Below are 14,754 nucleotides of genomic sequence, written 5' to 3'. Positions count from 1 at the left end.
CTACTCCAGGACGTGCCGCCCCTCCGGCTGCGCGCTGCACGACGCCTTGAAAGCACAGTGCCCGCAGTGCTGGCCGGTCGTGGGGGTGAACCGCTCGTCCAGGACGCGGCCCGCGGCGGTCGCCAGCAGGTCGGAGACCCACTCGGAGTCCGGCGGCGCCTGCGCCTGCACCTTGGGCGCGGCGTCGCCGCCCTCCTTCTTGGGCGCGGCCTGGCGCAGCTGTACGAGTTCGGCGCCGCCCGGCTCGGGCCGCGTACCGCCGAAGGCGTCGTCGACCGCGCCTTCCCGGACCGCCAGCTGGTAAACGGCGAGCTGGGGGTGGTGCTGGACCTCGTCCTTCGTGGGGGCCTGTTTGCCTGTCTTGAAGTCGACGACATAGGCCCGGTCCTCGGCGTCCCGCTCGACGCGGTCCATGGAGCCCCGGATGCGCACCTCGTACTCCCCCGCCTCCAGCGTCACGTCGAAGTCGTGCTCACTGGCGACGGGCGTGCGGCCGGCCCGGTCCATGACGTGCCAGCGCAGGAAGCGTTCGAGGGCGGCGCGCGCCTGCTCCTTCTCCTGGTGCGATTTCCAGGGAGCGTCGAAGACGAGCCCGTCCCAGACCGAGTCGAGGCGCTCCATGAGGACGGCCAGATCGGCGGGCGTACGGCCGGAGGCGACCTCGTCGGCCAGGACGTGGACGACGTTGCCGAAGCCCTGGGCGGCGGTCGCGGGCTCGTCGGCCTTCACCTCGCGCCCCAGGAACCACTGGAGCGCGCAGGTGTTGGCGAGCTGGTCGAGCGCGCTGCCGGAGAGGGTGACGGGCTGGTCCCGGTCGCGCAGCGGTACGGCCGAACGGGTCGGCTCGTACAGGCCCCACCAGCGGTACGGGTGGGCGGAGGGCACGAGTGGCCGGTCGTCCTCGTCGCTGAGCGCCGCCAGCCGGGCCAGGCGGCGGGCGGCCTCCTCGCGCAACGCGTCCGACGCGGCGGGGTCCACGGTGGTCGCCCGCAGCTCGGCGACGAGCGCGGCGACGGACAACGGGCGGCGCGGGCGGCCGGTGACGTCCCGGGGCTCGACGCCCAGCTCGGCGAGGAAGCGGGAGGGCTGGTCGCCGTCGTCGGCGGGGGCCTTGACCGCGGTGACGACCAGGCGCTCGCGGGCGCGGGTCGCCGCCACGTAGAACAGCCGCCGCTCCTCCGCGAGGAGTGCGCCGGGCGTCAGGGGTTCGGCGAGGCCGTCGCGGCCGATCCGGTCCGCTTCGAGCAGGGAGCCGCGGCGGCGCAGGTCCGGCCAGAGCCCTTCCTGCACGCCCGCGACGACGACCATCCGCCACTCCAGGCCCTTGGAGCGGTGGGCGGTCATCAGCCGGACGGCGTCGGGGCGGACCGCGCGGCGGGAGAGGGTGTCGGCCGCGATGTCCTGGGCGTCGACCTCCTCCAGGAAGTTCAGCGCGCCCCGGCCGCCGGTGCGTTCCTCGGCGCGGGCGGCGGTGTCGAACAGGGCGCAGACCGCGTCGAGGTCGCGGTCCGCGTTGCGCCCGGCGGCGCCCCCGCGCAGCGCCGCGCGCTCCAGCCGGTCCGGCCACGGGGTGCCGGACCACAGCGCCCACAGGGCCTCCTCGGCGGTGCCGCCGGCCTCCAGCAGTTCGCGCGCGGTACGCAGCAGCGCGCCCAGGCGCTGGGCGCCCCGGGCGTACGACGGGTCGTGCGTCACCAGCCGCTCCGGTTCGGCGAGCGCCCGGGCCAGCAGCTCGCCGGAGGGCGCGGGCACGCGGTTGCCGGCGGCGCGCTCCTCGTCCCGCAGGGCGCGGCCGAGGCGGCGCAGATCGGCGGCGTCCATGGCCCCGAGGGGCGAGGAGAGCAGGGTGAGCGCGGTCTCGGTACCGAGCCAGGACGCTTCCTCCTCGTCGGCCGCACCGCCGCGCAGCGCCGCCGTCGCCACCGCGCGCAGCGCCGTCAGGAGCGGGCCGACCGCCGGTTCGTGGCGCAGGGCGAGGTCGTCGCCGTCCACCTCCAGCGGGACGCCCGCCGAGGTCAGGGCCCGGCGCAGGGAGGGCAGCGTGCGGCCGCCGGCCCGGACGAGCACCGCCATCTCGGACCACGGCACCCCGTCCTCCAGGTGCGCCCGGCGCAGCAGGTCCGCGATGTTGTCCAGCTCCGTGGAGGCGGTCGGGTAGGTGTACGCCTCCACGCTGCCGCCCTCGCGGACCGCGGCCAGTTCGCGGTGGGCGCGGACCTTCGCCGACGGCAGCCGGGTGAGCGGCATCCGCCGGGTCAGCAGCCGGGTGGCGGCGAGCAGCCGGTCGCCGGAACGGCGCGAGGTGGTGAGGACGCCGACCGGGGCCGGGTCCCCGTCCGCGCGCCGGAACGTCTCGGGGAAGTCGAGGATGCCGTTCACATCGGCGCCGCGGAACGCGTAGATCGACTGGTCCGGGTCGCCGAAGGCGATCAGATCGCGTCCGCCGCCGCCTCCCGGTGCGCTCCCCCGGTTGCCGGCCAGCGCGTGCAGCAGCCGCACCTGGGCCGGGTCGGTGTCCTGGTACTCGTCGACGAGGACCGCGTCGTACTTCTCCGCCAGCAGCGCCGACACCTCGGGGCGCTCCGCGAGCAGCACCGCGCGGTGGACCAGCTCCGCGTAGTCGAGCACGCCCTGGGCGTCCAGTACGTCGAGGTACTCGGCGAGGAAGCGGGCGGCGGCGCCCCAGTCGGGCCGGCCGGTGCGCCGCGCGAAGTCGGCGAGGGCGGCCGGGCCGAGGCCCAGCTCACGGCTGCGGGCGAGCACCGCGCGTACCTCGTCGGCGAAGCCGCGCGTGGTCAGGCAGGCGCGCAGCTCGTCGGGCCAGCGGATGTGCGGGCGCCCCTCCTTCTCCAGGTCGAGCTGGCCGGCCAGCAGGTCGCGGACGGTCACGTCCTGCTCCGGGCCGGAGAGCAGCCGCAACGGGTCCGCGAAGAGGTCGGCGTCCTGGTGGGCGCGGACGAGTGCGTAACAGAAGGAGTGGAAGGTGGTGGCCTGCGGTCCCCGGGCGGCGCCGAGCCGGGCCGCCATCCGGTCCCGCAGTTCGACGGCGGCCTTGCGGCTGAAGGTGAGGACCAGCACACGGGCCGGGTCGGTGCCCTTGGCGATGCGCGCGGCGACGGCCTCGACGAGCGTGGTCGTCTTGCCCGTACCGGGACCGGCGAGGACCAGGAGCGGGCCGCCGGGGTGGTCAACCACCGCGCGCTGCGCCGCGTCCAGGAGAGGGGGCTCCACCGAACCCGGCAGGGTGCGCACCAGCCGGTACGGGCCCGTGGTCCCCGGCCGTACGTGACGGTGGGGGCTGTGCCGGGTGGTGGAGGAGGTGCTCACGTGGGATCGCCGGTCCTGAGGGGGGTACGGGTGGTGAGGGCGCGCTGTCGCCCGCGAACTGAAGACGCTACTCCGGCACGCCCCCGGAATGCGCCGGGACGGCTGCGGAGCGCGTCACGTTCTGCGGGGCCCGGGGCTCCGGCCGCCCCGGCGACGCCCCCGGACCTGCCGCCCCCCGCAGCCCGTCGGCGCCCGCGCCGACCCGGCTCCGCCCGATCCGTCGTCCGATGGCCGAAGCTGTCAGGTGTGAGCTCCCCCACCGCCGCCGGACGCCTCCGCCGGGCCGCCCGTCACGCCGTCCCACCGCGCGCGCCGCATGTCCAGGCGCGGGAGGTGGCCCTCCGCGCTCGCGGGTGCCTCGCGCAGCGGGGTGCTCTCCGCGCGGTAGTGGTCCAGGGCGCGCAGCTCGTGGCCGGGCAGCAGCCTGCCGTCGGAGCGCACGACGCGCCACCACGGCACCGCGCTCCCGTACAGCGCCATGACCCGGCCGACCTGGCGCGGACCGCCCTCCTCCAGCCACTCCGCGACATCGCCGTACGTCATGACGCGGCCGGGCGGGATCAGTTCGGCGACGTCGAGCACGCGCTCCGCGTACTCCGGCAGCGCGTCGCCCGTCGGGTGTTCGCTCATCCGCCCCATCCTGCCCCACACCACCGACAGTCCCGGCCGGGCCGTATCCGTCCGCATACGCAGCGTGCGCACGGCGGGAAAGTTGCGTATCTTGCGCTTCGCACGCCCCCGCATCGCACCCTGATGCCCCCTTGCGCCCGTCGGCCGTGCCACCATCATGCGGGCGGTGACCGGTGATACGAGAACACGAAGACCAATCAGAGGCGACGAAGGAGCAGGGCGTGCAGCCACCGAAGGCGGCCGACGACGCCTCCGATGCCGAGCCGCGTCCGGACAGCGACCGGCGGCAGCCGGAGACGGACGCGGAGTACCCGGCAGGTTCGACGCTCGCCACCTCCGACGAGGTCCTGACCGAGCGGGTCTCGGGGGACGAACCCCTGCTGCCCGCCCGTGTGCACCGCCCCTCCGACCTGATGCGCCTCCTCATCGGGGTGCTGGCGGTCGTCGTGCTGTTCTCCGTCGCCGCCTTCGCCCACGGCACGACCACCGGCCTCGAACAGGACATCAACAAGGGCACCGGCCAAGCCCCCGACCTGCTGATCAAGCTGGCCGGGCTGGTCTCCAGCATCGCCGTGCTGCTCGTCCCCGTCGCCTTCGCCATCGAGCGGCTGATCAAACGCGACGGGCTGCGCATCGCGGACGGGGTGCTGGCCGCGGTCCTGGCGCACGGCGTGACGCTCGCCACGGACCTGTGGGTCGCCAAGTCCGCGTCCGGCACGTTGCAGGACGCGCTGACCCAGCCGCAGCCCGGTGACGTGGTCACCGATCCCGTACACGGCTACCTCGCCCCCGTGATCGCGTACATGACGGCCGTCGGCATGGCGAGACGGCCGCGCTGGCGGGTCGTGCTGTGGGTGGTGCTGCTGCTCGACGCCTTCGCGATGCTGGTCGGCGGCTACACGACCCCGTTCTCCATCGTGCTGACGGTGCTCATCGGCTGGACGGTGGCGTACGGCACGCTGTACGCGGTCGGCTCGCCGAACGTCCGCCCGACCGGCCAGCACCTGATGGCGGGCCTGCGGCACGTCGGCTTCCGGCCGGTCACCGCGATGCGGGCCGAGGAGACGCCCGAGGCCGGCGACCAGAGCGACCGGGGGCGCCGCTATCTGGTCTCCCTGGAGGACGGGCCACCGCTCGACGTGACCGTCGTCGACCGCGAGCAGCAGGCCCAGGGCTTCTTCTACCGGGTGTGGCGACGGCTCACCCTGCGCAGCATCACCCAGCGGCGGTCCATCCAGTCGCTGCGCCAGGCTCTGGAGCAGGAGGCGCTGCTCGCGTACGCGGCCATCGCGGCCGGCGCCAACGCGCCCAAGCTGATCGCCACCTCCGAGCTGGGCCCGGACGCCGTGATGCTGGTCTACGAGCACATCGGCGGCCGGTCCCTGGACGCCCTGGAGGACTCCGAGATCACCGACGACGTGGTGCGCGGTGCCTGGCAGCAGGTGAAGGCCCTCCAGTCGCGTCGGATCGCGCACCGCAGGCTCACGGGCGACGCCATCCTGGTGGATCGTTTCGGCAAGGTGTTCGTCACCGATCTGCGCGGCGGCGAGATCGCGGCCGGTGACCTGGTGCTGCGGATGGACGTCGCGCAGCTGCTCACCACGACCGGTCTGCGGGTGGGCCCCGAGCGGGCCGTGGCCGCCGCGCTCGCCGTGCTCGGCCCCGACGCGGTCGCCGACTGCCTGCCGCTGCTCCAGCCGATCGCGCTCAGCCGCTCCACCCGGGCGCACCTGCGCCGGCTCGCCCGGGAACGGTCGCAGCGCGAGCGCGAGGCCGTCCTGGAGGCCTCCGACGCGGCCAAGCGCGCCAGGGCCGAGGACGCCGAGCTGTCCAGGGACGACCGCAAGACCGCCCGCAAGTCGCTGCGCACCGAGAAGCAGGCCGAGAAGCGGGCCATGGACGACGCGCTCGAAGAGGCGCGCGAGGAGGACCTGCTCTCCCAGATCCGCCGGGAGGTCCTGCTGATCCGGCCGCAGGCCCCGGTCGAGCCGGTCCGCCTGGAACGCATCAAGCCGCGCACCCTGTTCAGCTTCATCGCCGGTGCCATCGCCGCGTACTTCCTGATCTCACAGGTCACCGAGGCCGACTTCGGGGCGGTCGTGGAGCAGGCGGAGTGGGGCTGGGTGGCCGCCGCGCTCGGCTTCTCGGCGCTCAGTTATGTGGCCGCCGCGATGAGCCTGCTGGGCTTCGTGCCCGAGCGGGTGCCGTTCGGCAAGACGGTCCTCGCCCAGGTCGCCGGGTCGTTCGTGAAGATCGTGGCGCCTGCGGCGGTCGGCGGGGTCGCGCTGAACACCCGGTTCCTCCAGCGTTCCGGCGTCCGGCCCGGCCTCGCGGTGGCCAGTGTGGGCGCCTCGCAGCTGTTCGGTCTGGGCTGCCACATCCTGCTGCTGGGCGCCTTCGGCTATCTGACCGGCACCGAGAAGACCCCGTCGTCGCTCACCCCGTCCAGGACCGTGATCGCCGGGCTGCTGACGGTCGCCGTGCTGGTGCTCGTGGTCACCGCGATCCCGTTCCTGCGGAAGTTCGTGGTGACCCGGGTGCGGTCGCTGTTCGCCGGGGTCGTCCCCCGCATGCTCGACGTGGTGCAGCGGCCGCAGAAGCTGCTCACCGGCATCGGCGGGATGCTGCTCCTGACGGGCCTGTTCGTGATGTGCCTGGACGCCTCTGTGCGGGCGTTCAGCGGACCGGACACCCCGCACCTCAGCTACGCGAGCATCGCTGTGGTCTTCCTCGCCGGCAACGCCCTCGGCTCGGCCGCGCCGACACCGGGCGGGATGGGCGCCGTCGAGGGCGCGCTGACGCTGGGTCTGATCGCGGTCGGGCTGCCGAAGGAGGTCGCCGCCCCGGCGGTGCTGCTTTTCCGTCTGATGACCCTGTGGCTGCCGGTCCTTCCCGGCTGGCTGTGCTTCAACCACCTCACGCGCAAGGGCGAGCTCTGAAGGGTGCGGCTGCCCGCGGGCGGCACTGGCTGCACCGGCCACCCACTTGGACCGGCACCCCGTGCACCCGGCCCGGCGCCACCGCAGCATGGAGCGATGAGGACCTCCCCTGCCCTGCGCGCCGCGGCCCTCGCCGCCACCGTGACCGTGCTGTTCCCGCTCGCCGGCTGTGCGGACGGCGGTGACAAGGAAGCGGCCGACCGCCCGACGAACGCGCCGCGCGCGGCGAACGCCGCCACCGGCACCCCGTCCGGCCTCGCCTCCCAGAAGCTGACGTGGAAGAAGTGCCCCGCCCCTTCCCAGGCGCAGGGGGGAGGCAAACCGCCGTCGCCGCTGCCGGGCGGGGCGAACTGGGAGTGCGCCTCCATGAAGGCCCCCCTCGACTACGCGAAGCCCGACGGCGACACCATCGAGCTGGCGCTGATCCGCGCCAAGGCCATCAACGCGAAGAAGCGGATCGGATCGCTGATCTTCAACTTCGGCGGCCCCGGCGGCTCCGGCGTCGCCACCCTGCCCGCGTTCGGCAGCGAGTACGACAAGCTGCGCACCCGTTACGACCTGGTGAGCTTCGACCCGCGCGGAGTGGGGAACAGCGACGGCGTCGAGTGCGAGACCGACAAGCAGCTGGACGCGCGCTACCAGGAGGACGGCACCCCGGACGACGCGGCGGAGCAGAAGGCGTTCGTCCAGGACACCAAGGAGTTCGCCGCCGCCTGCGAGAAGCGGTCCGGCGAACAGCTGCCCTTCGTCGGCACCACCAACGCCGCCCGCGACATGGACCTGATGCGCCAGGTGCTCGGTGACGAGAAGCTGTACTACTTCGGCATCTCGTACGGCACCGAGCTGGGCGGTGTCTACGCGCACCTGTTTCCCGAGAACGTGGGCCGGTCGGTCCTGGACGCGGTCGTCGACCCGACCCAGAACGCAGAGGAGTCCTCGCTCGGCCAGGCCAAGGGCTTCCAGCTCGCCCTGGACAACTTCGCGAAGGCCTGCGCGGACCGGGGCGACGCCTGCAAGCTGCCCGGGTCCGACGCGAAGGAGATCGAGCAGGGCATCTCCGGACTGCTGGACCGGCTGGAGAAGAAGCCCATCCAGGGCATCGGCGCCCGCAAGCTGACGGAGACCCAGGCCACCACCGGTATCGCGGCGGCCCTCTACTCCAAGGAGACCTGGCCCCTCCTGGAACAGGGTGTGGACGAGGCCGACGGCGGGAACGGCGCCCTGCTCCTGGCGCTCGCCGACTCCCTCAACGGCCGCTCCGAGGACGGCCGCTACGACAACTCGGCCGCCGCCTACACCGCGATCAGCTGCGCCGACTCGCGCGAGCGGTTCACCGTGGAGCAGACCGAGGCGAAGCTCCCCGAATTCCGCGACGCCTCGCCCGTCTTCGGGAACTACCTGGGCTGGGGCCTGATGGGCTGCACCGACTGGCCGGTCAAGGGCACCTGGAAGACCCCCGACGTCAGCGCCCCCGGCTCCGCCCCCATCCTCGTCATCGGCAACACCGGTGACCCGGCGACCCCGTACGAGGGCGCCAAGGCGATGGCCGATGAGCTGGGTGAGGGCGTCGGCGTGCAGATGACGTACAAGGGCCAGGGGCACGGCGCGTACAACAGCGGCGACGCCTGCGTGCAGAAGGCGGTCGGCGGCTACCTGCTCGACGGCAAGGTCCCGGAGGCCGGTACGGTCTGCGGCTGAGCTCCTGCGGCGCTCCCCCTACGATGGGCGAACTGCCGGACGGGCAGGGCTCGACGGGGAGGGAACGCACGTGGTGGCACACGCACGGGCCGGGGCGCTGGCCGCCGCCGCACTGCTGCTGACAGGAGTGCTCGCGGGCTGCGAGGACGGTACGGACGACAAGCCGGCCAAGCGGGCGGACGGCGGCACGGCCTCGTCGCCCGCCGCCGCCTCCTCGTCGCCGGAAGCGGACGGGCTGCCCGCCTCACTCACCTCCCAGCGCCTGGACTGGACCCGCTGCAAGGCGCCCGAGGGCGGTGAGGCGCCGGGCTCCGAGTGGCGCTGCGCCACGGTGAAGGTGCCGCTGGACTACGCGAAACCCGAGGGCGGCACGATCGGCATCGCCCTGATCCGCAAGGAGGCGACGGACCGGGGCAAGCGCCTGGGCTCGATGCTGTTCAACTTCGGCGGGCCCGGCGGCTCGGGCGTCTCGATACTGCCGCGCGCCGGGGCCGCGTACACAAGCCTCAACGCCCGTTACGACCTGGTGGGCTTCGACCCGCGCGGGGTGGAGCGGAGCGCCGGGGTGCGGTGCCGCGGCGACGAGGCGCAGGAGAAGGCGTACCAGGACGTCGACATGACCCCGGACACGGCGGCCGAGGAGGCGGCGTTCATGAAGGACGGCGCCGACTTCGGGGCCGGCTGCGCACGCCTCTCCGGCAAGGTCCTCCCGTATGTCGGTACGACGAACGCCGCCCGCGACATGGACCTCATCCGTGGGGTGCTCGGAGACAGGAAGCTGACGTACTTCGGGATGTCCTACGGCACCGAGCTGGGCGGCACGTACGCCCACCTCTTCCCGGAGAACGTGGGGCGTACGGTCTTCGACGCGGTCGTCGACCCGACCGCGGACTCCACCGGGCACGCGCGCAACCAGGCGACCGGCTTCCAGCGGGCCCTGGACAACTACCTCAAGGACCGCGGCCAGGACCCGAAGGCGGGGACCCGGCGCATCACCGCCCTGCTGAAGCGGATCGACGCGAAGCCGCTGCCGACCGGCACGGACCGCGAGCTCAACGAGTCGCTGGCGATCACCGGCATCGTGCTGCCCCTCTACTCCCAGGACAACTGGCCGGCCCTCACCCGGGCCCTGGACGAGGCGGAGAACGGCAGCGGCGCCATGCTGCTCCAGCTCGCCGACTCGTACAACGGCCGGGACGCGGGCGGCCACTACGACACCCAGAACCACTCGCAGCGGGCCATCTCCTGCGCGGACGGCAAGGCCAGGCCCACGGCCGCCGAGGCGAAGGCGCTGCTGCCCGAGTTCGAGAAGCTGTCCCCGGTCTTCGGCCCGTTCCTGGCGTGGGACACGGCGGGCTGGTGCTCCGGCTGGCCGGTGGAGGGCGAGCACGACAATCCGGAGGCGAGCGCTCCGGGCGCCGGTCCGATCCTGGTCGTCGGGACGACGGGCGACCCGGCGACGCCGTACGAGGGTGCCCGCAGGATGGCGGACGAGCTGGGCAAGGGCGTCGGTGTGCTGCTCTCCAACAAGGGCGAGGGACACGGCGCGTACGGCGTGAGCAGCTGTGTGACGTCGACCGTGGACGCGTACTTCCTGGACGGGAAGGTGCCGGCGGACGGCAAGACCTGCTCGTGACGGCGCGGCACATGCCGAAGGGGCCGGCCCGCGCGACGCGGACCGGCCCCTTCGAGACGTTCTAGTACACCGGCTTCTCGGGCTCGATCTGGTTGACCCAGCCGATCACGCCGCCGCCCAGGTGGACCGCGTCGGCGAAGCCCGCCGACTTGAGGACCGCGAGGACTTCCGCACTGCGGACACCCGTCTTGCAGTTCAGGACGATGCGACGGTCCTGCGGGAGGTCCTGGAGGGCGTTGCCCATCAGGAACTCGTTCTTCGGGACCAGCCGGGAGCCCGGGATCGACACGATCTCGTACTCGTTCGGCTCGCGGACGTCGATGATCTCGATCTTCTCGTCGGCGTCGATCCACTCCTTGAGCTGCTTCGGAGTGATCGTCGAACCGGCCGCCGCCTCCTGGGCCTCCTCGGACACGACGCCGCAGAAGGCCTCGTAGTCGATGAGCTCGGTGACGGTGGGGTTCTCGCCGCAGACCGCGCAGTCGGGGTCCTTGCGGACCTTGACCTGGCGGTACTGCATCTCCAGGGCGTCGTAGATCATCAGCCGGCCGACCAGCGGGTCGCCGATGCCGGCGAGCAGCTTGATGGCCTCGTTGACCTGGATGGAGCCGATGGAGGCGCAGAGCACGCCGAGAACGCCGCCCTCGGCGCAGGACGGAACCATGCCCGGCGGGGGCGGCTCCGGGTAGAGGCAGCGGTAGCAGGGGCCGTGCTCGGACCAGAACACGGACGCCTGGCCGTCGAAGCGGTAGATCGAACCCCAGACGTAGGGCTTGTTCAGCAGGACCGCGGCGTCGTTGACGAGATAGCGGGTGGCGAAGTTGTCCGTGCCGTCCACGATCAGGTCGTACTGGGAGAAGATGTCCATCACGTTGTCGGCTTCGAGCCGCTCCTCGTGAAGGACCACGTTGACCAGGGGGTTGATGCCCTGGACGGTCTCCTTGGCCGACAGGGCCTTGGACTTGCCGATGTCGCCCTGGCTGTGGATGACCTGGCGCTGCAGGTTCGACTCGTCGACCTCGTCGAACTCCACGATGCCGAGCGTGCCGACACCGGCGGCGGCCATGTACATCAGGGCCGGCGAGCCGAGGCCGCCGGCGCCGACACAGAGCACCTTCGCGTTCTTCAGCCGCTTCTGCCCGTCCATCCCGACATCCGGGATGATCAGGTGGCGGGAGTACCTGCGGACCTCGTCGACGGTGAGCTCAGCAGCTGGCTCGACCAGGGGTGGCAGCGACACAGGAACCTCAACAATGCAGGTGGTCGGTTTCTACGTACTTCGACTACGTACGGTTGTTCTTGCCGTAACACTGCCACGCCCCCTCTCATTCCGAGATACCAGGTCCGATCCGCGAGACGATTTCGTCCCAGTACCTGGGCAGTGCCGCGAATGGGTCACTTTGTCCGGGGCCGTTCCCCGGACCCGACCGCCCGCCGCGATCGGTGAAGAAGATCGTCCCCGCGCCCTGCCAACGGGCGATGCGCATCGCCTCCTCCAGATGCGTGCGCGGGACGCCGTGCACGAAGTGCGCGAACCGGCCGGGCGGGTAGTCGGCGGTCCACTCCGCCACCTGCGACCAGCGGTAGTCGCTCCACGCGCCCCGGTACGTGACGAGCTGGTCCCCCGTCTCGGCGTAGCCGGGGTACGGGTGGGTGTCGTGGCCCAGCACGAGGTGACCGCCGTCCCCCCCGAGGAACGCGCGCAGGGTGCCGGTGAGCCGCCGGACGCCGGGCAGTCCGGCGCGGTCGGCCGGACAGCGGTCCAGGTAGAAGCCGTCCACCCGGTACCAGTCCAGGAAGGACCGGGCGTCGGCGAGCAGTTCCCCGAAGGGCCGGACGCCGTGGGCGAGGTCGAGCTGCCCGAGGAGCCTGCCGCCCGCCGCCCGCACGGTGTCGATGGGCTCCCCGTCGCGCAGCGCGCGGGCGCGGGCGTTCCGCAGCCGGCCCGCCGCCTCCAGGCAGTGCGGGTCGGGCCTGCTGCCGGGGCCGTTGTCGATGTTGAGGACCGCCCAGTGCAGCGGGGTGCCGGGCCGGGTCAGCTCGGCCCACTCGGCGGGCGCGAGCAGGGGGTGGGCGTAGCCGGGGACGCCGAAGCCGAGCCGGTCGGCGCCGCTGGTGCGGCGGGCGGTGCCGGTACTGGTCAGATACGGCACGCCGCCTCCATCCAGATGTCGGCGAGGGACTCCTCCAGGTTGATCCGGGGCCGCCAGCCGAGCCGGTCGCGGGCGGTGCGGACGTCGGCCTGCTGCCAGGCGCCGCAGCCGTCGGGATACGGGGACGGGGTGGCCGAGAGGTGCTCGATGACCGACTCCGAGGAGGCGCGGGGGGCGCCGATGGGGAGGCGCGCGGGGGGCGTGTCCAGCTCGTGGAGCGCACCCGCGTATCCGGCGACCTTGGCGAGGACGGCCGCCGCGTCGCGCAGCCGGACGGCCCGGCCGGTGCCGATGTTGACGACGCCCTGCGCGGCGGAGAGCGAGGCGGCGTGCACGGCCCGCGCCACATCGCGTACGTCGACGAAGTCCCGCTGCACGCCGAGGCCGCTGAGCTTCAGTTCGCCGTCGCCGGACTGCATCGTGCGGCGCATGGCCTCGGCGAGCCGGCCGAGCGGGGAGCCGGCCGGGGTGCCGGGGCCGACCGGCGAGAAGACCCGCAGCACGACCGCGTCGAGGCCGGAGCCGAGGACGAGCTCGGTGGCGGCGAGCTTGCTGACGCCGTACGGGCCGCCGGGGCGCGGGATGGCGTCCTCGGCGGTGGAGGACCCGGGCTGGGACGGCCCGTACTCCGAGGCGCAGCCGACCTGGACGAGGCGGGCGGTGCAGCGGCTGCGCCGCATGGCCTCGCAGACGGTGGCGACGGCGACGGTGTTGTGCCGGGTGAGGTCGCGGGCGCCGCCCCGGGTCGCGCCGGCGCAGTTGACGACGACGCCCGGGTGGACGGCGTCCAGGAAGCGGGTGAGCGCTCCGGGGCTGCCGTTCGCGAGGTCGAACCGTACGTCGGCGTCGTCGCCGCGGCCGAGTGCGGTGAGGTGGACGGCGGGGTCGGCGAGCAGCCGGTCGGCCACGAACCGGCCGATGAATCCGTTGGCTCCGAGCAGCAGCACCCTCATCGCGCACCGCCTTGGGGCCGACGGCGGGCTGCCGGTGCGGGGGGTTGCGGGGTCATGTCGGTGTCTCCTTGGGGAAGTTTCGTACGGTTCGGGTGGTGACGGCCCGCGGCGTCGGCTCCGCGGGTTGGCTCTGGGTCCGCCTCAGGAGGCGGCGTGGGCGGACGCCCTGGAGAGGGCGAGGGTGGCGGTGATCAGCAGGCCGAGGGCGGCCGCGCCGCAGGCGAGCGCGGGAACGGCCCCGGTGCCCGCCGCTTCGATGAGGGCGTCGACCGGGCGGGCGACGGGATGGAGTCCGGGCAGCCGGCCGGCCAGGAGCAGGGCGGGGGCGGCGGCCTCGACCGCGCAGGCGGCGGCGAGTCCGGTGGCGGCGGGTTCGGGAAAGCCGTGGACGGCCAGGAGCCTGGCCAGCAGGAGCAGCAGCCCGAGGGCGGCGGCCCCGGCCGGCGCGCCGCCGCTGTCGAGCCCGAGGCGGGCCAGATACAGCAGTACGGCGAGGACGCAGAGGAAGAGCGCGACGACGCCGAAGAGCAGGGGGCGGGCGCCGGCCGCGAACTCCTCCAGCGCGTGGCTGCCGTGCAGCCTGCGGTGCGCGGACAGGGCGAAGAGGTGGGCGCACCACGCGGCGGGCGCCACCGCGACGGCGAGCCCCAGCAAGGGTGCCGGGCTCAGCGTCCAGGGGCCTTCAGGGCCGCCGCTGAGGACCTGGCGCAGCAGGGCGTCGCCGTACAGCACATAGCCGAGCAGCCAGCAGACACAGAGGGCGGCGGTGCCGGAGAAGCGGGGCTCGGCGCGCAGCGGGCCGGTGCGCACGGCGAGGACCAGCGCGATGAGTGTGAGCAGGGCCCCGCCGCAGCCGATGGCGAGCCGTGCGTCGCCGCCGAGCAGCCCGTCGGTGAGCCGGAGCGCGCCGAACGTCGTCAGGCAGGCGGCGCCCGGCAGCAGCGCCCGCAGCGTCCAGGCGGCGCGCGTGGCGACGTCGCGCGCCGGGGCGGGCCCGGTCGCGGCGGGCTCCCCCACGACCGCGGGCACCCGGGCGAAGAGCTCCTCGGCGAGCGAGAACACGTCCCGGTGCCGGTAGCGGGCGGCGGTCCGGTCGGTGACCCCGTGCGCCTCAAGGCCGGCGGCGATCTCCAACGGGTCGACGGCCCGCTCGCACAGTTCCCGGTGCCGGTGCATGAGCGCCCGCACCGGATCGGCGGTCCCCCGGCGCCCGGCGGCGGCCTTGCGCCCAGCGACGTCACGGGCGGCGTGCGGGTGAGCGGCGTGCGCGACCTCTGCGGGGCGAACGGGGGCGTGCGCGGGCGCGTCCCCCGGCGTGAGCACCGGTCCTCCCGGCGCGCCCCCCACCGCCGCCTCGGCGCCCTCAAGGGCGTCCTCGTGGCCCTCGCGGCTCATCGTCGTTCCTCCGTGCTGCTGTT

The 14,754-nt window shown here is 73.7% G+C and carries 9 protein-coding genes; 3 read left to right on the top strand and 6 right to left on the bottom strand.

What is annotated here, in order from left to right; translation table 11 throughout:
* Complete coding sequence (locus OG242_RS21930) at nt 1–3,327, bottom strand: ATP-dependent helicase (RefSeq protein WP_405899776.1); 3,327 nt, start codon at nt 3,325–3,327, stop codon at nt 1–3.
* Between the two features lie 240 nt (nt 3,328–3,567).
* Nucleotides 3,568–3,957, bottom strand: coding sequence for an MGMT family protein (locus OG242_RS21925; protein WP_405899775.1), 390 nt, complete (start codon nt 3,955–3,957; stop codon nt 3,568–3,570).
* Nucleotides 3,958–4,178: 221 nt separating this feature from the next.
* Here OG242_RS21925 and OG242_RS21920 point away from each other — a divergent pair, with 221 nt between their 5' ends.
* From OG242_RS21920 to OG242_RS21910, 3 genes are all read left to right on the top strand, one after another.
* Nucleotides 4,179–6,896: a lysylphosphatidylglycerol synthase domain-containing protein gene (locus tag OG242_RS21920; protein WP_405899774.1), complete on the top strand. Its 2,718-nt coding sequence runs from the start codon at nt 4,179–4,181 to the stop codon at nt 6,894–6,896.
* A 96-nt stretch (nt 6,897–6,992) separates the two neighbouring features.
* Nucleotides 6,993–8,594: an alpha/beta hydrolase gene (locus tag OG242_RS21915; protein ID WP_405899773.1), complete on the top strand. Its 1,602-nt coding sequence runs from the start codon at nt 6,993–6,995 to the stop codon at nt 8,592–8,594.
* Nucleotides 8,595–8,664: 70 nt separating this feature from the next.
* Nucleotides 8,665–10,230: an alpha/beta hydrolase gene (locus OG242_RS21910; RefSeq protein WP_405899772.1), complete on the top strand. Its 1,566-nt coding sequence runs from the start codon at nt 8,665–8,667 to the stop codon at nt 10,228–10,230.
* Between the two features lie 61 nt (nt 10,231–10,291).
* Here OG242_RS21910 and moeZ read toward each other — a convergent pair whose 3' ends face one another.
* From moeZ to OG242_RS21890, 4 genes are all read right to left on the bottom strand, one after another.
* Nucleotides 10,292–11,470 (bottom strand): adenylyltransferase/sulfurtransferase MoeZ, encoded by a 1,179-nt coding sequence (gene moeZ / locus OG242_RS21905; RefSeq protein WP_093706458.1) that lies wholly within the window; start codon nt 11,468–11,470, stop codon nt 10,292–10,294.
* Between the two features lie 85 nt (nt 11,471–11,555).
* Entirely contained in the window at nt 11,556–12,383 is an 828-nt protein-coding gene (locus tag OG242_RS21900) for a spherulation-specific family 4 protein (protein WP_405899771.1), read from the bottom strand.
* Nucleotides 12,371–13,336, bottom strand: coding sequence for an NAD-dependent epimerase/dehydratase family protein (locus OG242_RS21895; RefSeq protein ID WP_405899770.1), 966 nt, complete (start codon nt 13,334–13,336; stop codon nt 12,371–12,373). The genes OG242_RS21900 and OG242_RS21895 overlap by 13 nt, the downstream gene beginning before the upstream one ends.
* Nucleotides 13,337–13,477: 141 nt before the next feature.
* Nucleotides 13,478–14,731, bottom strand: coding sequence for a hypothetical protein (locus OG242_RS21890; RefSeq protein WP_405899769.1), 1,254 nt, complete (start codon nt 14,729–14,731; stop codon nt 13,478–13,480).
* Between the last annotated feature and the right edge of the window lie 23 nt (nt 14,732–14,754).

The organism is Streptomyces sp. NBC_00727 (assembly GCF_045161745.1).
In the GTDB taxonomy this organism is placed as follows: Bacteria; Actinomycetota; Actinomycetes; order Streptomycetales; family Streptomycetaceae; genus Streptomyces.
This window is presented reverse-complemented; position numbering and strand designations above follow the sequence as displayed.

Coding starts and splice junctions, on each gene's coding strand:
- OG242_RS21925 (WP_405899775.1), bottom strand. CDS start 3,957: ATGAGCGAACACCCGACGGGCGACGCGCTGCCGGAGTACGCGGAGCGC.
- OG242_RS21915 (WP_405899773.1), top strand. CDS start 6,993: ATGAGGACCTCCCCTGCCCTGCGCGCCGCGGCCCTCGCCGCCACCGTG.
- OG242_RS21895 (WP_405899770.1), bottom strand. CDS start 13,336: ATGAGGGTGCTGCTGCTCGGAGCCAACGGATTCATCGGCCGGTTCGTG.
- OG242_RS21890 (WP_405899769.1), bottom strand. CDS start 14,731: ATGAGCCGCGAGGGCCACGAGGACGCCCTTGAGGGCGCCGAGGCGGCG.